This window comes from Arachnia propionica (assembly GCF_037055325.1).
Classification (GTDB): Bacteria; Actinomycetota; Actinomycetes; order Propionibacteriales; family Propionibacteriaceae; genus Arachnia.
In genome coordinates this window covers 2,269,521-2,295,585 of the sequence record NZ_CP146373.1, presented here as the reverse complement: position 1 = coordinate 2,295,585, position 26,065 = coordinate 2,269,521, and the positions used below count along the sequence as shown (strand labels likewise).

Annotated in this window: 15 protein-coding genes; 10 read left to right on the top strand and 5 right to left on the bottom strand. The window is 61.4% G+C overall.

Annotated elements, in window-relative coordinates:
• Window positions 1–302 precede the first annotated feature (302 nt).
• Both rpoB and V7R84_RS10650 read left to right on the top strand, forming a co-directional pair.
• Entirely contained in the window at window positions 303–3,776 is a 3,474-nt protein-coding gene (rpoB, locus tag V7R84_RS10655) for a DNA-directed RNA polymerase subunit beta (RefSeq protein WP_338568784.1), read from the top strand.
• Window positions 3,777–3,869: 93 nt separating this feature from the next.
• Window positions 3,870–7,820, top strand: coding sequence for a DNA-directed RNA polymerase subunit beta' (locus tag V7R84_RS10650; protein ID WP_338568782.1), 3,951 nt, complete (start codon window positions 3,870–3,872; stop codon window positions 7,818–7,820).
• A gap of 680 nt (window positions 7,821–8,500) precedes the next feature.
• On the opposite strand, the gene V7R84_RS10645 is transcribed toward V7R84_RS10650, so the two are convergent.
• The 3 genes from V7R84_RS10645 to V7R84_RS10635 form a co-directional block, all read right to left on the bottom strand.
• Window positions 8,501–8,812, bottom strand: coding sequence for a hypothetical protein (locus V7R84_RS10645; protein WP_338568780.1), 312 nt, complete (start codon window positions 8,810–8,812; stop codon window positions 8,501–8,503).
• A 462-nt stretch (window positions 8,813–9,274) separates the two neighbouring features.
• Window positions 9,275–9,583, bottom strand: a complete 309-nt coding sequence (locus V7R84_RS10640) for a transposase family protein (RefSeq protein ID WP_338568778.1) — start codon at window positions 9,581–9,583, stop codon at window positions 9,275–9,277.
• Window positions 9,576–9,899 (bottom strand): hypothetical protein, encoded by a 324-nt coding sequence (locus tag V7R84_RS10635; RefSeq protein WP_338568775.1) that lies wholly within the window; start codon window positions 9,897–9,899, stop codon window positions 9,576–9,578. The genes V7R84_RS10640 and V7R84_RS10635 overlap by 8 nt, the downstream gene beginning before the upstream one ends.
• Window positions 9,900–10,422: 523 nt before the next feature.
• Here V7R84_RS10635 and lanKC point away from each other — a divergent pair.
• From lanKC to fusA, 6 genes are all read left to right on the top strand, one after another.
• Window positions 10,423–12,981: a class III lanthionine synthetase LanKC gene (lanKC, locus tag V7R84_RS10630; RefSeq protein WP_338573878.1), complete on the top strand. Its 2,559-nt coding sequence runs from the start codon at window positions 10,423–10,425 to the stop codon at window positions 12,979–12,981.
• Window positions 12,982–14,181: 1,200 nt separating this feature from the next.
• Window positions 14,182–16,167, top strand: coding sequence for an ABC transporter ATP-binding protein (locus tag V7R84_RS10625; protein ID WP_338568772.1), 1,986 nt, complete (start codon window positions 14,182–14,184; stop codon window positions 16,165–16,167).
• A 143-nt stretch (window positions 16,168–16,310) separates the two neighbouring features.
• The gene (locus V7R84_RS10620; protein ID WP_338568769.1) at window positions 16,311–18,233 is read left to right on the top strand and encodes a prolyl oligopeptidase family serine peptidase; all 1,923 of its coding nucleotides are present in this window, start codon (window positions 16,311–16,313) and stop codon (window positions 18,231–18,233) included.
• 281 nt (window positions 18,234–18,514) lie between these two features.
• Window positions 18,515–18,886, top strand: coding sequence for a 30S ribosomal protein S12 (gene rpsL, locus V7R84_RS10615; protein WP_014847273.1), 372 nt, complete (start codon window positions 18,515–18,517; stop codon window positions 18,884–18,886).
• On the top strand, window positions 18,886–19,356 hold the full coding sequence (gene rpsG / locus V7R84_RS10610; protein WP_014847272.1) for a 30S ribosomal protein S7: 471 nt from the start codon (window positions 18,886–18,888) through the stop codon (window positions 19,354–19,356). The genes rpsL and rpsG overlap by 1 nt, the downstream gene beginning before the upstream one ends.
• Window positions 19,357–19,426: 70 nt before the next feature.
• On the top strand, window positions 19,427–21,526 hold the full coding sequence (fusA, locus tag V7R84_RS10605; protein WP_338568763.1) for an elongation factor G: 2,100 nt from the start codon (window positions 19,427–19,429) through the stop codon (window positions 21,524–21,526).
• A gap of 185 nt (window positions 21,527–21,711) precedes the next feature.
• On the opposite strand, the gene V7R84_RS10600 is transcribed toward fusA, so the two are convergent.
• Together V7R84_RS10600 and V7R84_RS10595 are read right to left on the bottom strand one after the other, a co-directional pair.
• A complete protein-coding gene (locus V7R84_RS10600) occupies window positions 21,712–22,122 on the bottom strand; it encodes a hypothetical protein (RefSeq protein WP_338568762.1) in 411 nt (136 codons plus the stop codon).
• A gap of 568 nt (window positions 22,123–22,690) precedes the next feature.
• Window positions 22,691–23,704 (bottom strand): epimerase, encoded by a 1,014-nt coding sequence (locus tag V7R84_RS10595; protein ID WP_338568760.1) that lies wholly within the window; start codon window positions 23,702–23,704, stop codon window positions 22,691–22,693.
• 461 nt (window positions 23,705–24,165) lie between these two features.
• On the opposite strand from V7R84_RS10595, the gene rpiB reads away from it, so the two are divergent.
• Together rpiB and tuf are read left to right on the top strand one after the other, a co-directional pair.
• A complete protein-coding gene (rpiB, locus tag V7R84_RS10590; protein WP_338568757.1) occupies window positions 24,166–24,633 on the top strand; it encodes a ribose 5-phosphate isomerase B in 468 nt (155 codons plus the stop codon).
• A 177-nt stretch (window positions 24,634–24,810) separates the two neighbouring features.
• Window positions 24,811–26,010: an elongation factor Tu gene (gene tuf / locus V7R84_RS10585; RefSeq protein ID WP_338568754.1), complete on the top strand. Its 1,200-nt coding sequence runs from the start codon at window positions 24,811–24,813 to the stop codon at window positions 26,008–26,010.
• Window positions 26,011–26,065: the final 55 nt, after the last annotated feature.

Sequence of the window (26,065 nt, the reverse complement as noted above, 5' to 3'; positions counted from 1 at the left end):
ACGCGCAGGGAGCGGGCTGGTGGATCTGGAGCGAAAGCCGTGGCTTGTGGGTGGATGGTTGGCCGGGTGTCATGGGCTGGACTGGTGCAGGTGATCGTGAAGTTCCGAGGCCAGGACTGACCACGTTGCACATGTCTCATGGTCCGCTACCATGTTTGATGAGGTGATTTCGGTTCCTGGCTTGCTTCCGGAGCTCTCGTAGCCTATAGTAGTTTGTTGCCCTGCTCTGCAATCGTGCCCGTGATTTGACGCGGGTCCTTTGTTGTGCGACGAACCAGCCGCGTTCCCGGAAGGACCGAATCTTGGCCGCCTCGCGCTCTGCGTTGAAGAACACCAATGTTGTCTTGCCCAGTGGTCGGATCTCATTCGCGAAGATCCACGAACCACTTGAGGTCCCCAACCTGCTCGATCTCCAAATTAACTCCTACAACTGGCTCATCGGAAACGAGGCCTGGCAGGCCGATGTCGAGGAGCGCCTGGCCGCTGGCCGCACCGATGTCAATACCCGCTCCGGGCTGGAGGAGATCTTCTCCGAGATCTCCCCCATCGAGGATTTCAACGAGACGATGTCGCTGTCCTTCCGCGATCATCGTTTCGAAGAGCCCAAGCACTCCATCGAGGAATGCAAGGACCGCGACGTCACCTATGCCGCCCCGCTGTTCGTGACCGCTGAGTTCGTCAACAACGAGACGGGTGAGATCAAGTCGCAGACCGTGTTCATCGGCGACTTCCCGCTGATGACCGACAAGGGCACCTTCATCATCAACGGCACCGAGCGTGTCGTTGTTTCACAGCTCGTTCGCTCCCCAGGCGTCTACTTCGAGATCACCCCTGACAAGGGATCCGACAAAGACATCTACTCCTGCAAGGTGATCCCCTCCCGCGGTGCGTGGTTGGAGTTCGAGATCGACAAGCGCGACATGGTCTTCGTGCGTCTCGACCGCAAGCGCAAGCAGAACGTCACGGTCCTGCTCAAGGCCCTCGGCTGGAGCGAGGACCGCATCCTCGAAGAGTTCGGTGACTTCGAGTCCATGCGCATGACATTGGAGAAGGACACCGTCAACACCCAGGACGAAGCGCTGCTGGACATCTACCGCAAGCTGCGTCCCGGCGAGCCCCCGGCCCGCGATGCCGCCCAGGCGCTGCTGGAGAACTACTACTTCAACCCGAAGCGCTACGACCTGGCAAAAGTTGGCCGCTACAAGATCAACAAGAAGCTCGGACTCGACCTGCCCTTCGACAGCCAGGTCCTCACCATGGAGGACATCGTCGCGGCCATCAAGTACGTCGTGGCCCTCCACGAGCACAGGGAGGAGCTGAACGGCCTGCCGGTCGAGGACGACGATATCGATCACTTCGGCAATCGTCGGCTCCGCACCGTCGGTGAGTTGATTCAGAACCAGTTGCGCACTGGCCTGGGACGCATGGAACGCGTCGTCCGCGACCGCATGACCACTCAGGACATCGAGGCCATCACTCCGCAGACCCTCATCAACATCCGCCCCGTGACGGCGGCGTTGAAGGAGTTCTTCGGCACCTCACAGCTGTCGCAGTTCATGGACCAGAACAACCCGCTCGCGGGGTTGACCCACAAACGCAGGCTCTCGGCGCTCGGTCCCGGCGGCCTCTCCCGCGACCGCGCGGGCATGGAGGTACGCGACGTCCACAGCTCGCACTACGGTCGCATGTGCCCGATCGAGACCCCCGAGGGTCCGAACATCGGCCTCATCGGTTCGCTCGCCTCGTTCGCCCGGGTCAATGCCTTCGGGTTCATCGAGACCCCGTACCGGCGCGTCGTCGATGGCAAGGTCACCGACCAGATCGACTACCTGACCGCCGACGAGGAGGACCGGTTCTCCATCGCCCAGGCCAATGCGGTCCTCGACGCCGAGGGTCGCCTCGCCGAGGAACGCGTCTTGGTGCGCATCAAACACGGTGACGTTGACACCATCCCGGCTGCAGACGTTGAGTACATGGACGTCTCGCCGCGTCAGATGGTCTCGGTTGCCACCGCGCTCATCCCGTTCCTTGAGCACGACGATGCTTCCCGTGCGCTGATGGGTGCGAACATGCAGCGCCAGGCGGTGCCGCTGATCCGCAACGAGGCCCCATTCGTAGGCACCGGCATGGAGTACCGTGCCGCCGTGGATGTCGGTGACGTGACCCTCGCGAAGAAGGCCGGTGTGGTGTCCTCGGTCACGGCGGACATCATCGAGATCGCCAATGATGACGCCACCTACTCCTCCTACCGGCTCGAGAAGTTCGTGCGATCCAACGCGGGCACCTGCATCAACCAGCGCCCGTTGGTCGCGGTCGGGGACCGTGTCGAGATCGGCACCCCTCTGGCCGACGGCCCCTGCACCGACCAGGGTGAGTTGGCGCTCGGCAAGAACCTCCTTGTTGCATTCATGCCGTGGGAGGGCCTCAACTACGAGGACGCGATCATCTTGTCGCAGCGTCTCGTTCAGGACGACGTCCTCACCTCGATCCACATCGAGGAGCACGAGGTCGACGCCCGCGACACGAAGCTGGGGGCCGAGGAGATCACCCGCGACATCCCCAACGTCTCCGACGAGATGCTGGCCGATCTCGACGAGCGTGGCATCGTCCGCATCGGTGCCGAGGTGTCGGCCGGTGACATCCTGGTCGGCAAGGTCACCCCGAAGGGCGAGACCGAGCTGACCCCCGAGGAGCGCTTGCTGCGCGCGATCTTCGGGGAGAAGGCCCGCGAGGTCCGCGACACCTCCCTGAAGGTGCCGCACGGTGAATCTGGCACCGTCATCGGGGTGCGGGTCTTCGACACCCGTGATGACGATGAACTGCCGCCCGGGGTCAATCAGCTGGTGCGGGTCCACGTCGCCCAGAAACGCAAGATCAGCGACGGTGACAAGCTTGCTGGCCGTCACGGCAACAAGGGCGTTATCTCGAAAATCCTTCCCGTGGAGGACATGCCTTTCCTTGCCGATGGCACCCCCGTCGACATCGTCCTCAACCCTCTCGGCGTCCCGTCCCGGATGAACATCGGGCAGGTGCTGGAGAACCATCTCGGGTGGATCGCCAAGACCGGCTGGGACATCACGGAGGTCAAGGAGGCCTGGGCGGATCGCCTGCGCCAGGTCGGTCTCGGCCGCGTCGAGGCGGACTCCCGGGTGGCCACCCCCGTCTTTGACGGCGCGGACGAGCACGAGATCACCGGCCTGCTGGAGAACTCGCTGACCACCCGCGACGGGGAGCGCCTCATCGATGGCGGCGGCAAGGCCCAGCTGTTCGACGGTCGCTCCGGTGAGCCCTATCCGGAGAAGACCGGCGTCGGCTACATGTACATGCTGAAGCTGCACCACTTGGTCGACGACAAGATCCATGCCCGCTCCACCGGCCCGTACTCGATGATCACCCAGCAGCCGCTGGGCGGCAAAGCGCAGTTCGGTGGTCAGCGTTTCGGCGAGATGGAGGTGTGGGCCCTCGAGGCCTATGGAGCTGCGTGGGCCCTCCAGGAGCTGTTGACCATCAAGTCCGACGACGTCCCCGGTCGCGTGAAGGTCTACGAGGCAATTGTCAAGGGAGAAAACATCCCCGAACCCGGCATCCCGGAGTCTTTCAAGGTGCTCGTCAAGGAGATGCAGTCGTTGTGTCTGAACGTGGAGGTTCTCTCCGGGGACGGACGCGTCATCGACCTGCGGGAATCGGAGGACGATCTGCGCAACGCCGAGGACTTCGGCATCGATCTCGGGAGACGTCCCGGAGGCGACCACTTCCTCGACGTCACCGAAGTCTGAGTCTGACTCAGTCACACGCCGGTTACCCGGCACCAGTAAAACCTCAGATTTCAGGCACAGGCACCCGCCGGGGCGGCGGGGGAAAGAGAACCAATGCTGGACGTGAACGTCTACGACAAGCTCTGCATCGGACTGGCGAGCGCCGACCAGATCCGCGAGTGGAGCCACGGTGAGGTCAAGAAGCCCGAGACCATCAACTACCGCACTCTGAAACCGGAGCGTGACGGCCTCTTCTGCGAGAAGATCTTCGGCCCCACCCGGGACTGGGAGTGCTACTGCGGCAAGTACAAGCGGGTGCGTTTCAAGGGCATCATTTGTGAACGCTGCGGCGTCGAGGTGACCCGTTCCAACGTGCGCCGCGAGCGGATGGGGCACATTGAACTGGCCGCCCCCGTCACCCACATCTGGTACTTCAAGGGCGTCCCCTCGCGCCTCGGGTATCTGCTGGACATCGCGCCGAAGGATCTGGAGAAGGTCATCTACTTCGCCGCGCACATGATCACCCACGTGGATGAGGAGGCTCGTCACCGCGACCTCCCGAGCCTCCAGGCCCGTCACGAGGCCTACATCAAACAGCTCGAGAAGAACCGGGACTCGGAGATCGAGGCCCGCTTGGCCAAGCTGGAGGAGGACCTCGCCCAGCTCGAATCGGAGGGCGCCAAGGCCGACATCAAACGCAAGGTCTCTGACGGAGCGCAGAAGGAAGCGGGGCAGCTCCGTAACCAGTACCAGCGTCGAATCGATCGCGCCCAGGCTGTGTGGGATCGGTTCAAGTCGCTGAAAGTGCAGGACCTGGAGGGCGATGAGATCCTCTACCGGGACATGAAGCAGCGCTACGGCAAGTACTTCACCGGCTACATGGGTGCCGAGGCCATCAAGAGGCGTCTCGAGACCTTCGACCTGCAGGCTGAGGCCGAGAAGCTGCGTGAGACCATCACCAACGGCAAGGGACAGCGCAAGACCCGCGCCTTGAAGCGCCTGAAGGTGGTAGCTGCCTTCCTCAGCGGTAACAATGACCCGTCCGGGATGGTGCTCGATGCCGTTCCAGTCATTCCGCCGGACCTGCGTCCCATGGTGCAGCTCGACGGCGGTAGGTTCGCAACATCGGACCTCAACGACCTCTATCGCCGCGTCATCAACCGCAACAACCGGCTGAAGCGTCTCCTCGACCTTGGCGCGCCCGAGATCATCGTCAACAACGAGAAACGCATGCTCCAGGAGGCCGTCGATTCGTTGTTCGACAACGGGCGTCGTGGCCGTCCTGTTACCGGGCCGGGTAACCGTCCTTTGAAGTCGATCTCGGACATGCTCAAGGGCAAGCAGGGCCGGTTCCGCCAGAACCTGCTTGGCAAGCGCGTCGACTATTCGGGTCGTTCGGTTATCGTGGTTGGTCCCCAGCTGAAGCTGCATCAGTGCGGCCTGCCGAAGGCCATGGCCCTCGAACTGTTCAAGCCCTTCGTGATGAAACGCCTGGACGATCTCAACCACGCTCAGAACATCAAGGCCGCTAAGCGCATGGTGGAGCGGCAGCGCCCCATCGTGTGGGATGTGCTGGAGGAGGTCATCGCCGAGCATCCGGTGCTGCTGAACCGTGCACCAACCCTTCACCGCCTCGGCATCCAGGCCTTCGAGCCGCAGCTGATCGAGGGCAAGGCGATCCAGCTTCATCCGCTCGTCTGTGCAGCCTTCAACGCCGACTTCGACGGTGACCAAATGGCCGTTCACTTGCCACTGTCTGCCGAGGCCCAGGCCGAGGCGCGGGTGCTGATGCTGTCGACGAACAACATCCTGAAGCCGGCAGACGGTCGTCCCGTGACCGTCCCCAGCCACGAGATGATCATTGGCATGTACTGGCTGACGATGCTGCAGGAAGAGGAGAAGGGAGCCGGTCGCGCATTCTCTTCGGTGGCCGAGGCGATCATGGCCCACGACCGCGGTGACCTGCACGTCGGCGCTCCCATCAAGCTGCGTCTCGAGGGGGTCATTCCCCCAGTCGGGTATGCCGACAAGGTGCGTGCCGACGGGTCGGTCATCCTCGAGACCTCGCTTGGACGGGCCCTGTTCAACGAGGCCCTTCCCTCGGACTTCCCGTTTGTGAATGAGCGAGTCGGCAAGAAACAGATCGGCCAGATTGTCAACGACCTTGCCGAGCGGTATCCACTGATCGACACCGTGCGCACTCTCGATGGGTTGAAGGACCTGGGCTTCCAGTGGGGTTCGCGCTCCGGAGTGACCGTCTCCATCGCGGATGTCCAGACCCCGCCGAGCAAACCAGAGATCCTCGCTGCCTACGACGCCCGGGCCGCGAAGATCGACACCCTGTACGAGCGTGGTTCGGTGACGGAGGACGAGCGTCGTCAGGAGCTGATCGAGCTGTGGACCGACGCCACCGCGGAGTTGACGGATGCGATGAAGGACAACTTCTCGCAGACCAACCCGATCTTCGTGATGGTCAACTCGGGTGCTCGCGGCAACATGACCCAGATGCGTCAGATTGCGGCTATGCGAGGCCTGGTGGCCAACCCGAAGGGCGACATCATCGCTCGGCCCATCAAATCGAACTTCCGCGAGGGCTTGTCGGTGCTGGAGTACTTCATCTCCACCCACGGTGGCCGTAAAGGACAGGCCGACACCGCGTTGCGGACTGCCGACTCGGGGTACCTCACCCGGCGCTTGGTGGATGTCTCGCAGGACGTCATAATCCGCGAGGAGGACTGCCAGACCGAACGTGGGCTGGTCAAGACCATCGCTCGCTGGACCAAGATCGTCACGGACGAGGACGGCAGGAAGACCCAGATCGCGGCGGAACCGCTGGAGGAGGGAGCTTCCGTCTCTATCGTTCCTGACGTGGAGACCGCCGTCTATGCCCGCACCGCGGCAACCGACATCACTGACTCTCAGGGCAACGTGCTCGTCGTCGCGGGCACCGATCTCGGTGACGCCGAGATCGAGCGGCTTGCCTCCGTCGGTGTCACCCAGGTCAAGGTTCGTTCCGTGCTGACCTGCGAGGCCGCCACCGGTACCTGCGCCATGTGCTATGGCCGGTCGCTGGCTTCCGGAAAGACCGTAGACGTCGGTGAGGCTGTCGGTATCGTGGCTGCTCAGTCCATCGGCGAGCCCGGAACCCAGCTGACGATGCGTACCTTCCACACCGGTGGTGTGGCTGGTGACGACATCACGCAGGGTCTGCCGCGCGTCGTGGAACTGTTCGAGGCCCGGCAGCCGAAGGGTAAAGCACCCATCGCCGAGGCTGACGGTGTCATCCGCATCGAGGACGGTGACCGCAGCCGCAAGATCATCATCGTGCGTGACGATGGCGGCGATGACCTCGAGTACCCGGTGGCGCGCCGCACTCGGTTGGAGTTCGAGGACGCTAACGGGGCGCGCGTGGCAATCCGCGACGGGGTGCACGTGAGCATCGGTCAGCAGCTCACCGCCGGTCAGGTGGATCCGCAGGACGTGTTGCGCGTCCGTGGTCTGCGCAAGGTCCAGGAGCACCTGGTTGAAGAGGTGCAGCGCGTGTACCGCACGCAGGGCGCTCCCATCCACGACAAGCACATCGAGATCATCATCCGTCAGATGCTGCGTCGCGTGACCGTCATCGACTCGGGTGACACCTCGATGATGCCGGGTGAGCTGGTGGACCGGCAGGTCTACGAGGCGGCGAACCGCAAGGCCCTGACCGAGGGAGGGCGGCCCGCGGAGGGACGTCCGGTGCTGATGGGTATCACCAAGGCATCCCTCGCCACGGATTCGTGGTTGTCGGCCGCGTCCTTCCAGGAGACGACGAAGGTGCTTACCGACGCCGCCATCCAGGGCAAGTCGGACACCCTCGTCGGCCTGAAGGAGAATGTGATCCTCGGTAAGCTGATTCCGGCTGGTACCGGTCTGGAGCGTTATCGCAACATCCGGGTGGAGCCCACTGCGGATGCGAAGTCGCAGGCCTACACGGTCAGCTACGACCCGTACGATTACTCGTTCGGTTCTGATCTGGATGTCCCCGGTGTTCCACTGGACGACATCGACTTCGGCGACATCCGCTGACGAGGCTCAGAAGGGGCGGTCACCCATGGGGGACCGCCCCTTCCGTTGTTCAGCAGGAGGAGCACGCAAAGACTCTGGCTCCGCACATCCAGAGGAATCTGCGCGCTCTTCCGTGCATGGGCTAGACATGGGGATCGCAGACGCGCCGAGCGCTTGATCGGTACTGAGGTAGGACCTCGAGGTACACGTCACTTCATGGCGGGCGCAGACGTGTTCATCTCCAAGGACACGGCTCATGCGTCCACCCAACTCCTTGGGATGAGGCCGGGACGCGCACCTTCAGCGTTGGAGCTGTGACGTTGCGACTCGACTGGACACGTCAAGCTTTTCCTACGCCGATCTGCTGCGTTTGATCCCACTGAGACCGAGTTTCCGCATGGCCCTGTCCACCGCTCCGGGGGTGGCATCCACGCCTGCGTTGCGTAACGCCGTCAGCATCCTCTGACGTCCGTAACGACCCTCAGGAGTCAGACGCCTGCGACCTCGAGAGTCGGTCGTCCAAGCGAGCTTCTCGATAGCTTCTAGGACTCTTTGATCGCTGATCGCCCGGGCCGATGGTGGACGTGTCTTCCAGGCCCGATAGGTCCTCGCAGCAATCTGACAGCCCTGTCCTCGCAGGACCCGGCAGATCGACTCGACCGCGAAACCTCGGCCGCGCATCTCCCCGATGAAGGCGATGGTCAGCGGTTGTAGGGGTCGAGCTCCCCCGCGAAGAAAGTTGTCGCTGCTCTCAGTATCGCCACATCCTCCCGTAGTCGAATGTTCTCCGCCTTCAAGGCTCGGATCTGCTCATGCTGCCTGCTGCTGGTCCCGGTGCGGGACCCCTCATCGATCTCGGCCTGCACCGCCCAGCGTCGCAGGGTCTCGGCTCCAATCCCCTCGTGGCGTGCCACGGCGATGCAGGCAGCCGTCAACGTCGGGTACCGACCTCGGTGCTCGCGCAGTAGCCGTAACGCTCGTTTCTTCACATTTAGATCTATTCTTCGCGGCATGCTGTGCCCTCCCCCGCCTCGAAAGAAACCGGCACGAAACGTTGGGTGATCCGTGTCAGTTCTCATGCTACCGGTAGGGGATTCTCGCGCAAGCAACTCGGGCTAAAGTGTCACATTCAATCATATGTGAAAGCGTTTCTGACTGGGGATCTTTCTGTTTGCGAACCCATTTCTGGGGTCATATTTCAAAAATTAAACTCACAAAGCAGCGGTACGAAACCTCAGGCAAGTCGCTTGGGTGGCGACTTCGAGTGACGGTGAGATCTCGACTGGAGGGGTTGACATGATGAAAGTAGGCGTGATGTTCTAGGTGGCGTGTTCCGCAACAGCGGATCGAAATGAATCATCAATCGGGTTATGCAACTTGCTGCTAGCTCTGGACCGGTTGGATTCGATAAATACGAGGGGGCTTTGATATTACCTTGCGAGATTGTATTTCTATTTAAGAACAAAGAGGCTTATTCATGGGGTGTAGGCGAAGACGAGTCCCGTGACGGCTTGTATTGTGGTTTCGAAGGTGTTGTAAGGGCGACGGTAATCGGTGTGCAGGACACGCCAGGTTTTGAGGTTCGCGATGACACGTTCGATGAGGTAGCGGACGCGGTTGATGGTCGTGTTGTTTCTTTTATCGGTGTCGGTGAGTTCACCATGGGCGGGTTTCTTCACGGGGGTGATCATTCCCAATCCGATGTAGCCCTTGTCCCCGATATGATTGTGAGCATTGAGGGTTGTGAGGAATCCGGATTCTGTGATGGCCTTTGCATCATGCACACTGCCTGCTGATGGTTCTGGGGATCCAGGCGAGCTGTCCGGTCAGGGTGCAGGCCACTTGCAGGTTCACCCCCGTCGTGTGGTGTTTGCCTGAGTACAGCTCGGGACGGTCGTGCCATGACCAGCAGGGCGCCAGAGTACCGTCGATGATGTACTGGCGGTCTGGGTCGAGGTCCCCCGTGCCGGGCACCCAGGCTTGGAGGGCCTCGGCGATCAAGGGAGTGTAGACCGCCACTACTCTCGAGATGGTGGCTTGGGAAACCGTGTGGATGTCGGCCAGTAACTCTTGGGTGAGGTTGTGTCTGAGTGTTAACACAGTGATTTGGATACAGCGGAACAAGCCTAGGGCACGGGATCCTGCTGCCGGATAGGTTTCCGGAACGGGATGTGTGGATCAGTTCACACAGGTCAAGGATCTGATCACGCTCAAGGATCGTGGTAGTATTCACGGCAGCGGCTTGTCTTTCATCTGAGGGTTTTCTTTCTACACCTTGAATTGTCTCAGATCGGGCAAGCCGCCCCCACATCCCCCTCGGATAAAGCGTTAGTTGGAGAAAGCCAAAACACCCCTATGAATAAGCCTCAAAGAATACATGTGAGTGTCGCTCAAGGTGTGTGAATAAATGCTTCGCGCCAGAGCTGATTCCGTGCTAGTCGTGTGGGAATCGACTGTTTATATCAGTTGGTGTTCTGGAACTTGGCTGGCTGAGCTATCTGGAAAATCGCTAAATTTTGATTGGAAGACATAGGGAGAAGAATCTGTGGCTGTACGTTTTGAGTATTTTCAGGGAGCGGTGAAGGAATCGCCTTTCTATGGTCAGTCGGGACCGCTTGTCGAGATGCTGGCTGGCCTGTCGGATAAGCGGCTGCAGTCGGTGGAGTTGCCGGCTGGATGGCTGGTGCAGTGCCGGGGTAGTTGGGAGGGGTGGACGCCCCGCGATTGGCAGCCTCGTATGCAGGGGTGGAAGATTCATGTGTCGGCGACACCTGAGTGCGCTGTGGAGACTTTGGCGCGAACCACAAGGGTGTGCCTGGAGGCTGGGGTTTCGTTTAAGTTTTTGCCGACTTTGGGCCAGTTGCGTGGCTCTTCTTCTAAGAATCAGGCTCGTGGTGCGGCGGGTAAGTTCATCACGATCTATCCCAATGACGATGACCAGTTGCGGGAACTACTGATCGCTCTCGGCGATACGTTGAAGGGGCAGGAAGGGCCTTATATCCTCTCCGACCTTCGATACGTCCCAAATGCTCCTGTGTTCGTTCGGTATGGGGCAATTCTTGGTATGCGAGTGCCTGATGTAGATGATGACCCGGTTGAGTCGATTGTTGATCTTCGTAACATGCAATTGATACCCGATCATCGTGATCCACGTGTTGTGATTCCTGAGGGAGTCGAGCTTCCAGAAATTCTTCGACCGGCATATGAGGCATCGCAGCAGTCGAGCCAGTCCCGGTTGGATGATTTCGTGAGCATCAAGCCCTTGAGCTTCAGCAATGCGGGTGGGGTGTATCGCGCGGAACTGCCTGATGGTGAGGTCAGGATTCTACGAGAAGCCAGACCGCATGCCGGGCTGGACGGCCGGAACCGGTGCGCCTTGCAGCGCCAGTTGGCTGAGGAAGAAGTGCTGCGAGACCTTGTCGGCGTGAAAGGCGTGCAGCAGCTTCGAGGTTCGTTCACAGCCTGGGAGCACCGCTATTTGGAAGTGGATTACATTCCCGGTGTAGCCCTCACGTCCTGGATGTCATATAACGATCGTCTTCAAGATAACGATCCCGCAGAATACGCCCGCCAAGCGGTGGCCATCGTGGAACAAATCATCGCCATCGTCGAAAGGATTCACCAGCGTGGTTGGGCATTCGGCGATCTCCATCCCGGGAATGTGGTGGTCTCCGATGATGGAACGGTGACGATGCTTGATCTGGAGGATGCCAGTAGGGTGGATTCACCGCGTGAGCTCGGTTTCAGGGTGTTCGAGTACTGTGCTGACAAGTCATTGGATGCCGTGCAGGCTGACTGGTTTGCAGTGGCGCGTTGCATCATGCTCTTGTATTGCGTTGACTTTGAGATTGAGGCGGTGTCGCCGGCGTTTTGGGATCGGTGTCGTCGAAAGGTCCGTGAGATCTATGGCGAACGGGCAGCTGAGCAGTTGGCGTCGGTGGAGGGGCGTTATGCCGCTGGCGCTCGTCCAGTGACGGCAGGTGATGTCACTGTTGGTGTGCCACCTCAGCCACCGGGGCTGGATTCTGGGATTTCCGGGTTGTTGAGCGGGATCGAGTGGTCGCGGCAGTTTGGTTCGGGTGGGGCGTTTCCTGGTGATATCAGCCAGTCGGGGGAGTGTGTTCATGAGGTGATCACGACTGGGCGTGCTGGCGTGGTGTTGGCGCAGCAGCGTGTTGGTGTTCGACCAGCTGATCGTGATGTGGATGCGTTGCGGAAGATTGCCAAGGCGTGGCCGGAGCAGGAAGCGTCGGGATTGTTGAATGGTTTGACCGGGGTTGCGCTGACACTCAGCGAGGTGGGTGCACACCAGGATGCTGTGGCCGCCGCGGATGTGGCACTCGACCGGGCCTTGGGGCGGCGTCGATTGGATCTGGGTGCGGGTCAGGCGGGAGTGATCTTGGCTGCACTAGAGGTTGCGAAAACGACCGGGGATTCGGAGTTGATGGATCGTGCGGTTGCGGCGTATCGCAGGTTGGATGCCTGCCTCACGCCGGACGGATCAGCGTGGACTGCGTTGTGTCGTCGCCGGGGACTGTTTTGGGGATTGACTGGGGTGGCGTTGACCGACTTGGTTGCCCATGCCGTCACCGGCGCTGAGGAACCGCTTGCCAGGGCCAGGGTTCGGTTGCGCGCGGATCTGGATGCGTGCGTCACCATCCCAACCGGTGAGGTGATGATCGAAGACCGCGAAAAGAGCCGGGTCCTTCCCTACAACGACTGGGGATCAGCGGGTGTGCTGCTGATCGCCTCGGCGCTCGAACGTATCACGGGTGAGCCAGTGCTGACCCGGCAGGAACGTGCCGGGATCATCAAAGCCTGCTCCTCCAACTTCTACGTCTATCCGGGTTTGGATCACGGTCGCGCCGGCATCCTCGTCACGCTGACAGCCGCTGGAGACCAGTATCGGGCGGAGGCCGATCGACAAGCGGGTCTGCTGCTCGGCAGTCTTCTGACCCATGACGAACACGCCTTGGTGATCGGTGACGGGTTGATCCGTCTCAGTTCCGACTTGGGTACCGGCGCTGCCGGAGTCGCGCTGGCGCTGCACACCTACCGATCCCAGCACCCGTACCTTGCTCTGCCGATCAGCGTCCGCACAGCCGACCTGCTACAGCAACCGGCGGTTTCAGAGCTTGGCTCGGAAACACGCGACCTCATCGGGGTCGTACCGAGTCACTAGTTCCCCACCCCCACAACACGGGGTGGGGTGGGGAACTATAAACCCAACACTGAAAATTTTTGGAAGGAGGTGAAAACCCAATGGCCAACGTTCTGAATCTTCAGGCTGATACCGCTGAGATGACGCAGGAGACTAAGCGTTCTGATCACACCAGCATTGTTTGGTGTTCCACCTCGAACAGCCATAGCCTCTGGATGTGCTGATCGCTAGCTGTATCTGAGTTCTATGGTGGGTGGGTGGCGGCGAGAATCGTTTACCGCCACCCATCTGTCCTTGGTTCGGTGTACCGCATCGAGTGGAATGACGAATGAAGTGGTGCCGCTGAACAACCATCGCATGATGTTCGAAGACAATCGTAAAGGAAGTAGTAATCATGGCCAATGTTTTGAATCTTCAGGCTGATACCGCTGAGATGACCCAGGAGACCAAGCGCTCCGACCATACCAGCATTGTTTGGTGTTCCACCTCGAACAGCCATAGCCTCTGGATGTGCTGATCGCTAGCTGTATCTGAGTTCTATGGTGGGTGGGTGGCGGCGAGAGTCGTTTGCCGCCACCCATCCGTATCCGATTCGGTGAGCACCGTATCGAGTTGGGTGATGAATGAAGTGGTGCCGCTGAACAACTATCGCATGATGTTCGAAGACAATCGTAAAGGAAGTAGCAATTATGGCTAACGTTTTGAATCTTCAGGCTGATACCGCTGAGATGACCCAGGAGACCAAGCGCTCCGACCATACCAGCATTGTTTGGTGCTCCTCTGGCTCGACTAGTCATAGCCTCTTTGTGTGCTGATCGCTAGCTGTATCTGAGTTCTATGGTGGGTGGCGGCGAGAGTCGTTTGCCGCCACCCAACCGTCCTTGGTTCGGTGTACCGCATCAAGTGGAGTGATGAACGAAGTGGTGCCGCTGAACAACTATCGCATGATGTTCGAAGACAATCGTAAAGGAAGTAGCAATTATGGCCAATGTTTTGAATCTTCAAGCTGACACCGTCGAGATGCCCCAGGATGCCAAGGGGCGAGTCTCCACTGACCAGAGTATTTTCTGGTGTTCCCGCTCGACCTACAGTATCTGGGCGTGCGGCTAGCAGTGTCTGAGTTCTATGGTGGGTGGCGGCGAGAATCGTTTGTCGCCACCTATCTGTAATTTTTGACAAATAGCATTCTGATAATCTTCTAGGCGGTTTGAAAGTGAAACAATGGGTAAAGGCAAGGGAATAGCTGTGACCTCGGATTTTGCGAAACATCTGGACCCGTTCCGGGTGGATTCGTTCGGCCGCGGCATGGTTCCCCGGCGTGCTATGCCCGAGAGTTCCCGGACTCTGCCGGAACCTCGAACGCCATTGGCCAAAAATCCTCGGGATCTTGTTCTTAGTGAGGACTTTCGTTGCCATTCTCAGGGTGGCGGGTCGGTCGCCGTTTTCCTCGCTGAGCCGCCGAAGAGTCGTCTGCGCCGTCTCCTGAGGATTCTGCGTTTAGAACCGAGGTCCTTGGTTCTGATTTTTGTTGGTACGGTATTGTCCTCTCTTGTATCGCTGGCCCAGCCTATGTTGGCCGGATCAGTTGTAGGGGTGTTGCAGAATGGGGGATTCGTTGCTGCGCTTCCGTACGGGGCGATTCTGGCTGGGCTAGCTGTTTTCGCTTCGGGTGTGGCGGCTGTTGTGAATGTTGTGGGCGCGAAGGCTGGTAATCGTACAGTGCGTGCTTTCCGAGACGAGTCCGCAGCAATTGCGTTACGGGTTCCTGCGGACAAGCTCGTTCAGCACCCCACGGCTGATCTGGTCGCCCGGTGCAGCATAGACTCCGAGCGCCTCGACAAAGTTTTCACTCAAGGGCCCGTGCAAGCCCTCGGCGGGATCGTCATGGTGGTGGGAGCGCTGGCCCAGATGACGGTCATCGATTCGATCCTCACTGTCTCGGCGGTTGGTTTGACGGTGGGCTGTCTAGCATTCATCATCGTCATATCAAACAGACTGACCTCGTTCTCCTTCGATCGTCAGGAAGCCCAGGGGGCATATGTCGCGGAGGTGACCCGCGCGCTGGACTCAGTACTGACCCTGAGGGCCTTCGTAGCTGACAAATTTGCGGCTCGTCGCTTGGACAAATCCAGTCAGAAACTCCTCGATGCTGCCAACCGAGGCGCCAAGGCACATGCCTTCATGAGCCCGGTGGTCACGATCTGCATACAGGCGACGCTGCTGGTGATCGTCTGTATCGCGGTGCTGCGTGTGCAGACCGGAAGTATCTCCGTTGAGGCGCTGGTATCTTTTTTCATGTACATGATGCTCATCATCGCCCCGATCACCGGGAGCGCGGGCACCGTCATGGACATGGCAGAGTGTCTGGGAGCATTGCAGCGGATCATCGACCTGCGTGCCGTGACCGATCAATCCGCATCTCGGATCCAGCTCAAGCCAGTCGCTACTCAGATTGGTGGATTCCCGACGGAAACCGGTTTGATGGGGGAGATAGATTTTCGCAATGTGTCAGTGCGATACCCGCAGGCAGGTGGGAATCGCGAATACGCACTGGCCGGCGTTACATTCAGCGTCCCAGCTGGCTCTTGGGTCGCCATGACCGGTTCCTCAGGGTCGGGCAAGTCAACCATCCTGTCGCTGCTGGAGAAATTCATCGTCCCCGCCGACGGAACAATCCTTGCAGATCGAATTCCGCTCGGTGAGCATGACGATGACGAGTACCGACGACAGGTTGGTTACATCGAGCAGGCCTGCCCGTTGTTCAGCGGAACCGTGCGTGACAACCTGTTGCTGGGACGCGACATTGATGACGAGCATTGTTGGGAGATCATTCGTCAGGTGGGTTTGGCTGACACGATCAGTGCCCGCGACGGCGGGTTGGACACACCGGTGGGGGAGTCGGCGTACGCCTTCTCCGGCGGTGAACGCCAGCGGCTGGCGATAGCCAGGACCCTCGTCGGCCAGCCACGGATGCTCCTGCTGGATGAGATCACCTCCGGGCTCGACGTCCTGAACCGGGAACAGATCATGAACCTCATTCGAACCACGATGGGGGGGATCACCACCTTCGCTGCCGGACATGGCCACTTCGGCATGGACATCGCCGATCTGGTCTTGGTGCTGGACAAGGGACGGTTGGTTGAGTTCGGACCACCCGCCGAGGTGCACCGACGCTCTGCACTGTTCCGGTCCCTCGTCGCAGCCTGAAACACCATCAGTCACGCGTCCTGAAGCACCATGCAAGCAATGATTGAGAGACATGATCGATAATGGATATTCCTGAGGTTTCGTCTGCGAGTGGTTCTTCCTCGCCCTGGAGTCGATGGCTGGAGGTTGATGACACCACACTCATGAAGTTGCTGAAGGAACACGGTCAAGACATCAACACAGTCGAGGGCGATCCTGAAACCTCTTGGAGTGAGAGATGGGGTGCTGATGGTGTTGAGGTGGTGCCTTTGGCTGGGGGATGGTTGCGTTTGGCCACGGGGGATGACAAGGACTTGGTGGGGCAGCCGGTGTCGGATCCGGTGGAGCAGCATCCGATGGGCGCACTCTTGGTATTTGCGGAAACCGGGATCGAGGGACTGCGTGGCTGGGTGACGGGCAGGCGTGACCTGTCTGTGGAGTTGGGGTGGTGGTGTCGTCTTCTGCGCGACCCCGAACGGGAACGCTACGCGGTGGCGGTTCACCAATGGGGCGATCCGGAACCCGGACTCGTACTGGTGGGACTGTATCCCGAAGCAGTGTTGGCTCAGGCAGAGTCGCCGGTTGTGGTGTTCGTGGAGCCGCATCCCAACGAGCCGGGCAGGGCCAGAGCGCGCCTGTTGCCGGTCACTACGACCCGTCTGGATGATCCTCCGCGGGTACTTGCCGAGGGACCCGCCGCCGGGGTCAAGGTCGAGGCATGTTCCGTGCGGTGTTTCGTCAAGGTCGGTCACGGCGTTCGTAGTCGCAGGGTCTGGCAGGTCTTCGACCTCACCGATCCGCAGCAGGCCATTCCTGTGTCTGAACAGGTGTGTGATCCCGGCCTGATCGATGTTGCGCCACTGGATGCCGGTTACGTGCTGCTCCACGCGGTCAACATCAATCAGCGGTGGCGTATCGAGGCCAGCCAGATCAGTGACGGTCAGGTACAGAATCGGTGGCAGGTAGCGGCCGGGCAGGGAAAACTCTGCCATCTCGTAGGCGCCCACGGGGCCGTGCTCGCCCGGGTCAGTCGAACCCAGGACACCTGCCACACCGAGGACTTGGTGTGGATACCACTGGCACACACCGCCACGGCTGCTGTTGGTCAGCGGATTTTGCTGAGCACAGCGGGAATGTTCCAGCTGACCCCGAGTCCCGGCGCCGTCTCAACCGGATTCGTCATCACCGAGATGATCGTGGGAACACCCCCTATCACCTGGTACCTCGACGGTGCCGGACGGGTACTCAACCCGTCGCATCAGCATCCCGGAGCAGATATCCACGCCACACGCGAGCGTGTCGTCTCCCCGGACGGGTATCAGTGTGATCTTGACATCCGATGGCGCGGTGACTTCGCCACCTTCCACGGGCCGGTCATCGTCATGGTCTATGGGGCCTACGGAATCGACATCGACCTCGACGGCGACCAGGAACTTGGTCGCTGGATGGATCGCGGTTACGCCGTGGCGACAGCCCACGTTCGAGGAGGAGGAGACCCCCAACGCCATCACGCCGGCTCTCAGGACCGACGCGGCCGTTCCTTGGCCGACACCATCGCAGCCATCGCCTGGCTACGCAACGGTCAAGGAGCAGTAACCGCCACCACAATATGCGTCATCGGCGTCTCGGCCGGAGGTTTCCTCACCGCATCCCTCCTCGCCGATCACACAGCACCTATCGACGCTGCCGTGATCGTCAACGGCTACATAGACCCCCTCGAATCACTGCTCCGCCACCCCTCACTCACCGAACAAGCCGACCGAGACGAATGGGGCGACCCCCAACACAACCCCCACCACCGACACGCCCTCGAGGAACTCTCCCCCCTGCGCAAACTCACCACCACCCCACCACCAACCCTGATAGTCATCTGCGTCAAAGACGCCCGCGTCAACCCCCGCCAAGGACTCACCTGGGCGCTACACTCCAGAGAACTCGGCGGAAACACCACCCTCTGGTACGACCCCAACGGCACCCACGACACCGGCATCCGCACCGAAACCAACCCCATCACCGACTGGGTCATCAACACACTCGAACAAGAGCGATCGGTCGCCGGAAATTCGCGGGATGGCTCGTTTGGGTGATCTTTGGCCCCACATGGTGAAGGAGGGCTCGTGGAATCGTATGTTTGACCCCGACAATCGAGCGTTGTACCCTTGCCGAGTGTGTCCGCCGTGAGTGGACACTTTGTGCGTGCCCTGGCATGACCCTGAGGATCCTTGAGTTGCGAAGAAGTCCCGGGTCTGTGCGGAGTTCGCACGGCAGCCGCGTCAGCGATGCTCACGGAAACGGTGACCCGGGAAGCTCCTTGGGGACGGCTGCGAGCCAGGGATACCCGTCCAGACAACGAAAGTGATACCAACAGGTGCCAACAATTCAGCAGCTGGTCCGCAAGGGCCGCACCGACAAGGTCAGCAAGAACAAGACGCCCGCTCTTAAGGGCTCGCCGCAGCGTCGTGGGGTCTGCACTCGCGTCTACACCACCACTCCGAAGAAGCCAAACTCCGCCCTGCGCAAGGTTGCGCGTGTCCGCCTGAGTTCCGGCATCGAAGTCACCGCCTACATTCCGGGCGTCGGCCACAACCTGCAGGAGCACTCGATGGTGCTGGTGCGTGGTGGCCGTGTGAAGGACCTGCCCGGCGTCCGTTACAAGATCATCCGCGGCGCCCTCGACACCCAGGGTGTCAAGGGCCGCAAGCAGGCCCGCAGCCGTTACGGCGCGAAGAAGGAGAAGTAATGCCTCGCAAGGGACCAGCGCCCAAGCGCCCCGTCATGGTCGATCCGGTCTACGGCTCCCCGCTGGTGAGCCAGCTCGTCAGCAAGATCCTGCTCGACGGCAAGAAGACCGTGGCCCAGTCCATCGTCTACAACGCCCTCGAAGGAACCCGCGCCAAGACCGGGCAGGACCCCGTCCAGACCCTGAAGCGGGCCCTCGACAACGTCAAGCCCTCCATCGAGGTCAAGTCCCGTCGCGTCGGCGGCGCCACCTACCAGGTGCCGATCGAAGTCAAACCGGGACGCCAGACCACGCTGGCCATGCGTTGGCTCGTCAGCTTCTCCCGCGCCCGTCGTGAGAAGACCATGACCGAGCGGCTCATGAACGAGATTCTGGACGCCTCCAACGGGCTCGGCGCTTCCGTCAAGCGCCGCGAAGATACCCACAAGATGGCCGAGGCCAACCGCGCCTTCGCTCATTACCGCTGGTGATCGCCTTGCCCCCGGGCCTTCGCCCGGGGGTTCTCACCGCTTCACAGACTTCTTCAGTAAAGGACTGAACGTGGCCAAGATCGACCTGTCCAAGGTTCGCAACATCGGCATCATGGCGCACATCGACGCCGGTAAGACCACCACAACCGAGCGCATCCTCTTCTACACCGGCAAGTCCTACAAGATCGGCGAGGTTCACGACGGCGCCGCCACCATGGACTGGATGGAGCAGGAGCAGGAACGCGGTATCACCATTACATCCGCTGCCACCACCGCCTTCTGGCACGACATCCAGATCAACATCCTCGACACCCCGGGACACGTTGACTTCACGGTCGAGGTGGAGCGCTCCCTGCGTGTGCTCGATGGGGCAGTGGCGGTGTTCGACGGCGTTGCAGGTGTGGAACCGCAGTCGCAGACCGTGTGGCGCCAGGCAACCAAGTATGGGGTGCCGCGCATCTGCTACATCAACAAGCTGGACCGCACGGGTGCATCCTTTGAGCACTGCGTCAAGACCATCCGTGAACGTCTCAATGCCACTCCGGTGCTGCTGCAGTTGCCGATCGGCGCGGAGGCCAACTTCCAGGGCCAGGTCGACCTGGTCACCATGAAGGCCAACATCTGGCCGATCGAGGTCACCAAACCGGGGCTTGAGGACTACGAGGTCAAGGACATTCCCGCTGACATGGTCGAGGCAGCCGAGGTTGCCCGTGCCGAGATGCTGGAAACCATCGCCGAGCACGACGACGAGTTCATGGAGCTGTGGCTGGAGGATCCCGAGGCCATCACCGTCGAGCAGATCAAGGCCGCCATCCGCCGCGGTGTGTTGTCCTCCGCCTTCACCGCGGTGGTGTGTGGTACCTCGTTCAAGAACAAGGGCGTGCAGCCGCTGCTGGATGCAGTCGTCGACTACCTGCCCTCACCGTTGGACGTGCCTGCCATCGAGGGTTTCAAGCCGGGTGACGAATCCATCGAGATGTCCCGCAAACCATCCGAGGACGAGCCGCTGTCGATTCTGGCCTTCAAGATCGCCGCGGACCCGCATCTGGGCAAGCTGACCTTCATCCGCATCTACTCTGGTGTGCTGAAAGCCGGATCGCAGGTTCTGAATGCGACCAAGGGCAGGAAGGAACGCATCGGCAAGATCTACCAGATGCACGCCAACAAGCGTGAAGAGATCGAATCGATTGGCGCAGGCATGATCTGCGCCGTGATGGGTCTGAAGGACACCACCACCGGCGAGACCCTCTGCGATCCCGCGCACCCGATCATCCTGGAATCGATGGAGTTCCCGAACCCCGTCATCGAGCAGGCCATTGAGCCGAAGTCGAAATCGGACCAGGAGAAGCTGTCGGTGGCCATCCAACGGCTCGCCGAGGAGGACCCGACCTTCCGTGTCCACACCGACGAGGAGACCGGTCAGACCATCATCGCAGGCATGGGTGAGTTGCACCTCGAGGTGCTGATTGACCGCATGAAGCGCGAATTCAAGGTGGAAGCCAACATCGGTAAACCGCAGGTTGCCTACCGTGAGACGCTGCGCCGCAAGGTGGAGAAAGTGGAGTACACCCACAAGAAGCAGTCCGGTGGCTCGGGTCAGTTCGGTCGCGTCATCATCGACCTGGAACCCACCGAGGCCGGTTCGGGCTACGAGTTCGTCAACGCCGTCACAGGTGGGCGTATCCCGAAGGAGTACATCCCTGCGGTCGACGCCGGCATCAAGGAGGCAATGCAGTTTGGTGTGCTTGCTGGCTACCCGGTCGAGGACATCAAGGTCACTCTGACCGATGGCGCTTACCACGACGTCGACTCCTCGGAGCTGGCGTTCAAGCTGGCCGGCTCGATGGCCTTCAAGGAGGCTGCGAGGAAGGCCGATCCGGCGATCCTGGAGCCGATGATGGCCGTCGAGGTCACCACCCCCGAGGACTACCTCGGCACCGTGATCGGTGATCTGAACGCCCGGCGTGGCCACGTCCAGTCGATGGACGAACTGCATGGCAACCGCGTCGTGCGCGCCTTGGTTCCGCTGTCGGAGATGTTCGGCTATGTCGGTGACCTGCGCTCGAAGACCTCGGGTCAGGCCTCCTACTCCATGGAGTTCGACTCCTACGCCGAGACCCCGAAGAACATTTCGGAGGAGATCGTCGCCAAGGCTCGCGGCGGCGAGTGATTCGCACTGAACAATCCAACCGGCCCGGGACCTTCAGGTCCCGGGCCGGTTGGCCTTTCCCAGTGTGGTTTTGTCCTGGAGCTGGTGCTCGTGGGCCTTTGCGGCTCGCTCACTTCTCGTGGCGGGAGACGCTGAAAGGCCCGCCCGTGCAGGAGCGGACGGGGCCCGTGAGGGGGAATCGGTTGTCAGTCCACCAGGGTCAGATCGTTGAGCTGATCCGCGGTGCTATGTTTCGGTGCGGTCTCCATGCGCCTGGGGGTGTTCCGGGCCTGTGCCAAAGCCTCGATTGCGCGAGGATCGCCCAGATCGGCGGCCTTCTGCAACCAACTCTGTGCGATGACGTGGTCTCCTTGTTCCTGAAGAATTCCGCTGAGAAGCAGCATGCCGTCAGTGTTGCCCAATAGGGCGGCGCGGAAGAACCACTGCGTGGCCTCCTCGCGGTCTGTGGGGTTGTCCGTCAGGAGGCCGAGGTTGACCATGGCGTCGGAGCGTCTTTGCGCCGCTGCCATCCGCCACCAACGTGCCGCCTGGGTGTTGTCGCCTCGCCCGTAGGCCTTGAAGCCGAGGTCAATCAGTGTTTCGACGTCCTGTGACATGAGATGGAGACTAACCGGACCTGTTTCGGGAGAGGAGAGGGGAGGGGTGCCTGAAACGCAGGGGTTTTCGGCTTCTATCTGGGCAAAAGTGCTTGTCAGAGCGGATTTAGAGGGTTGTGCTCCAGGAAGCTGGGACGTCGCCCGGTCGGGCAAAAGGAGGACGCGGAAAATCTGCGCGTCGCGCATTGAGGGTGGTGGGAAGAGAAATCGTGGGAGTGTTCCTGGCCCGGGTCAGGGCATCGATGGCGGGGGTCCCCTAGGTCGACGACTTTCTGCAGCCAGTTCTGGATGACTGCGTGGTCCCCGTGTTCCTGGAGGACCTTGCTGGGCGACAACATGCCGTCGCTGTTGCCCAGCAGGGCAGTGCGGAAGAACCACTGGGTTGCCTTGCAGTGCTCCGTGGGGTTGTTGACCAGGAGACCCTGGTTGACCATGGTGTCGGACCCCGTCGGGGCTAGGGCAGCCGCACTCCGGCGGTCGGTGGCCCCATCTCATGCTCCCGTCGGGCGGCGAGGCAGCCCGACACCGCGATGTTCACATCATGGTCGCCGCGGCGTCGGGGCGGGAGTCAGGTGCCGGGTCCCCAGATCGAGGCCGCGCTCGGCGCAGCGAAGCGGAAGCCGGAGGCGAGCAGTGCCTGGGGGACAGCACGCTGGGAGGCGCCGAGCAGCTCGGCGAGCATGCTGCCGATGCTGCTGGTACCGCCGGTCGCCCCGGTCCTCCTCGCCCGGTCCAGCAGGAACTGAGGCACTACCGCTGGCGAGGGTGGGCCGGGTGAGCGGGACAGCAGCCGATGAAGGTCGCGGTTACGCAGGGGCTCGGGTGCGGTCAGGTTGACCGGCCCGCAGACGTCGTCGTGCTCGATGGCCCATAGGAGTGCAGCCGCGGCGTCCTCCAGCCCGATCCATGGCTGCCACTGGTCGCCGCGACCGAGCCGAGCCCCCGCCCCCAGCCGGTAGGCGGTGCCGAGGATCTTGCCCAGCCCGCCCGAGGGGTTGACCACCAAGCCCGTGCGAGACTGGATCGTGCGCAGTCCGACCCGTGCCGCCGGGCCTGCGGCGGCCTCCCAGCGCTGGCATAGCTCGGACAGGAAACCCTCGCCCGGACCGCACGTCTCGTCGAGTATCTCATCCCCCTGATTCCCATAGAAGCCGGTGGCCGACCCGCTCAGCAGGACCCCGGGCCGCATCGCCGGGGGCAGGCCCGCGGCGACCCGGGCGATGAGGGCGGTGGTGGACAGGCGCGAGGCCGCGAGCACGCGACGGCGCGCAGGTGTCCAGGGACGCGGCGCGATCGGGGCGCCCGACAAGCACGCTACGGCTCTTGCTCCCTCCAGGGCTTCGGGTGCCAGGAGATGCTCGGCGGGGGCCCACCAGGTGTGCTCTCTGCCGGAGGCGTCAACCTTGAGGCCTTTCTGCGGCGCCCTGTCCGGTCCGCTGCGGTGGAGGATCCGGATCTTCCAGCCGCTGTCCTGAGCCATGTCCGCCAGGCGGGATCCGATGAGGCCCGCCCCGGCCACGACGAGCAGCCCCGGGCTGCTGCGTCGGTTAGGTGATGCTGCGGGAATTTCATGAGTGCCCACTAACCCATTTTAGGCCCTCGACTGGCCCTGGTCCCTGGATCCGTCTGGGCCGCCTGGCCCCGTTTGAGCACTTGGTGCCGGAGGCGGTGGTCAAACGGGATCGGCGACCTGACGCGCTTCAACGTCGCCGAGGCGCCCGAACTCGCCCCATGTCGCCTCGCCCGTAATTCTAGAAGCCGCGGTCAATCAGTGTTTCGACGTCCTGTGACATTGGGCTGGAGGCTAACCGGGTCTACTTCGAACCGGGAGGGCCGTGAAATATCCCAAACGCGGGCACAAGCCGCCCCAAAAAGAGCAAAAGTTCTTGGTAGAGCGGGGTTCTGGGTGGTTTGGAGAGGGGAGACGGTGGTGCTGCTCGTTCGGACACAAGGAGGACGCTGGAATTCCGCGCGGCGCGCACCGAGGGCAATGTGACAGGAGGTTTATGGAAGACCTTGGAGCCGGGTCAGTAACGTTGTCGCATGAAAATTGGAATCACCAGCGATCATGCTGCTCACGATCTGCGCATCGACCTTATTCCCCGTCTGCGAGAGCTCGGCTACGACGTGGTGGATCGCGGACCTGCCATCTCCGAGCGCACCGATTACGCGAAATGGGGGGTTCGATTGGCTCACGAGGTGGCTGCAGCGCGTTTCGATGTGGGAATCGCGATCTGCGGCTCTGGCGTCGGCATCTCCATCGCGGCCAACAAAGTCAACGGGATTCGTGCAGCATGTGTTTCCGAGGCCTATTCGGCAGCGATGAGTCGGCGGCACAACAATGCGAACGTCCTGTGTTTCGGATCCCGGGTGGTGGGCCCCGATGTCGCCTTGGCCATCTGCGAGGCCTTCTTGAAAGCTTCCTTCGAGGGTGGGCGGCATGCCGGGCGGGTGGCACAGCTCCGCCAGCTCGACGCGGGGGATGAGTCCTTTCTGGACGAAGGTTGTTGAAGGGGGCTGGAGCGCGGCCTTGAGTTTGACTTCCAGGAGCGGCCCGATAGCATTGCACGGGTATGCGCCCGGGTAATAAGCTTTGGGCGTCGGACCCCTGGTGTGACCCATAGCTCAGGGGTGCACCAGAATATATGGCCACGCACAGTGCGTGGTTGGACCAAGAAGGAGCCCTACGTGGCAAAGGCCAAGTTTGAGCGGACCAAGCCGCACTGCAACATCGGCACCATCGGACACGTCGACCACGGCAAGACCACTCTGACCGCGGCGATCACCAAGGTGCTCCACGACAAGTACCCGGAGCTCAACGAACTGTCCCCGTTCGACAGCATCGACAAGGCCCCTGAGGAGCGTCAGCGCGGTATCACCATCTCGATCGCGCACGTCGAGTACCAGACCGAGAAGCGTCACTACGCGCACGTCGACTGCCCCGGGCACGCTGACTACGTCAAGAACATGATCACCGGTGCCGCTCAGATGGACGGCGCGATCCTCGTTGTGGCCGCCACCGACGGCCCGATGGCGCAGACCCACGAGCACATCCTGCTCGCCCGTCAGGTCGGTGTGCCGGCCATTGTCGTGGCCCTCAACAAGTGCGACATGATCGCCGACGAGGATGCCGACCTCATCGACCTGGTCGAGATGGAGCTTCGCGAGATTCTCTCCGCCCAGGAGTTCGACGGCGACAACCTGCCGATCGTCCGGGTGGCGGCTTTCCCGGCGCTGAACGGCGACGAGAAGTGGGCCGGCAGCATCCTCGAGCTCATGGATGCGGTCGACGAGTACATCCCGCAGCCCGAGCGTGACACCGACAAGCCGTTCTTGATGCCCGTCGAGGACGTCTTCACCATCACCGGTCGTGGCACCGTGATCACCGGTCGTATCGAGCGCGGTATCGTCAGGACCGGCGACACCGTTGACCTCGTCGGCATCCGCCCCGAGAAGCAGACCACCACCGTCACCGGTGTCGAGATGTTCCGCAAGATCCTCGACGAGGGTCGCGCCGGTGAGAACGTCGGCCTTCTGCTCCGTGGCACGAAGAAGGAGGACGTGGAGCGTGGCATGGTCGTGATCAAGCCCGGTTCCACCACCCCGCACACCGACTTCGAGGCCACCGTCTACGTGCTCAACAAGGAAGAGGGCGGTCGTCACAAGCCGTTCTTCTCCAACTACTCCCCGCAGTTCTACTTCCGCACCACCGACGTCACCGGTGTGGTTCAGCTGCCGGAGGGCAAGGAAATGGTCATGCCCGGTGACAACACCGACATGACCGTTCACCTCAACAAGCCCATCGCCATGGAGGAGAACCTCAAGTTCGCGATCCGCGAGGGTGGCCGCACCGTTGGTGCTGGCAAGGTCACCAAGATCATCAAGTGATCGCCGCCTGACAGGCAACGGAAGGGGCCCGCACGAATGTGTGGGCCCCTTCTTC

Coding starts and splice junctions, on each gene's coding strand:
- V7R84_RS10650 (WP_338568782.1), top strand. CDS start 3,870: ATGCTGGACGTGAACGTCTACGACAAGCTCTGCATCGGACTGGCGAGC.
- V7R84_RS10645 (WP_338568780.1), bottom strand. CDS start 8,812: ATGCCGCGAAGAATAGATCTAAATGTGAAGAAACGAGCGTTACGGCTA.
- lanKC (WP_338573878.1), top strand. CDS start 10,423: ATGCTGGCTGGCCTGTCGGATAAGCGGCTGCAGTCGGTGGAGTTGCCG.
- V7R84_RS10625 (WP_338568772.1), top strand. CDS start 14,182: ATGGGTAAAGGCAAGGGAATAGCTGTGACCTCGGATTTTGCGAAACAT.
- V7R84_RS10620 (WP_338568769.1), top strand. CDS start 16,311: ATGAAGTTGCTGAAGGAACACGGTCAAGACATCAACACAGTCGAGGGC.
- rpsG (WP_014847272.1), top strand. CDS start 18,886: ATGCCTCGCAAGGGACCAGCGCCCAAGCGCCCCGTCATGGTCGATCCG.
- V7R84_RS10600 (WP_338568762.1), bottom strand. CDS start 22,122: ATGTCACAGGACGTCGAAACACTGATTGACCTCGGCTTCAAGGCCTAC.
- rpiB (WP_338568757.1), top strand. CDS start 24,166: ATGAAAATTGGAATCACCAGCGATCATGCTGCTCACGATCTGCGCATC.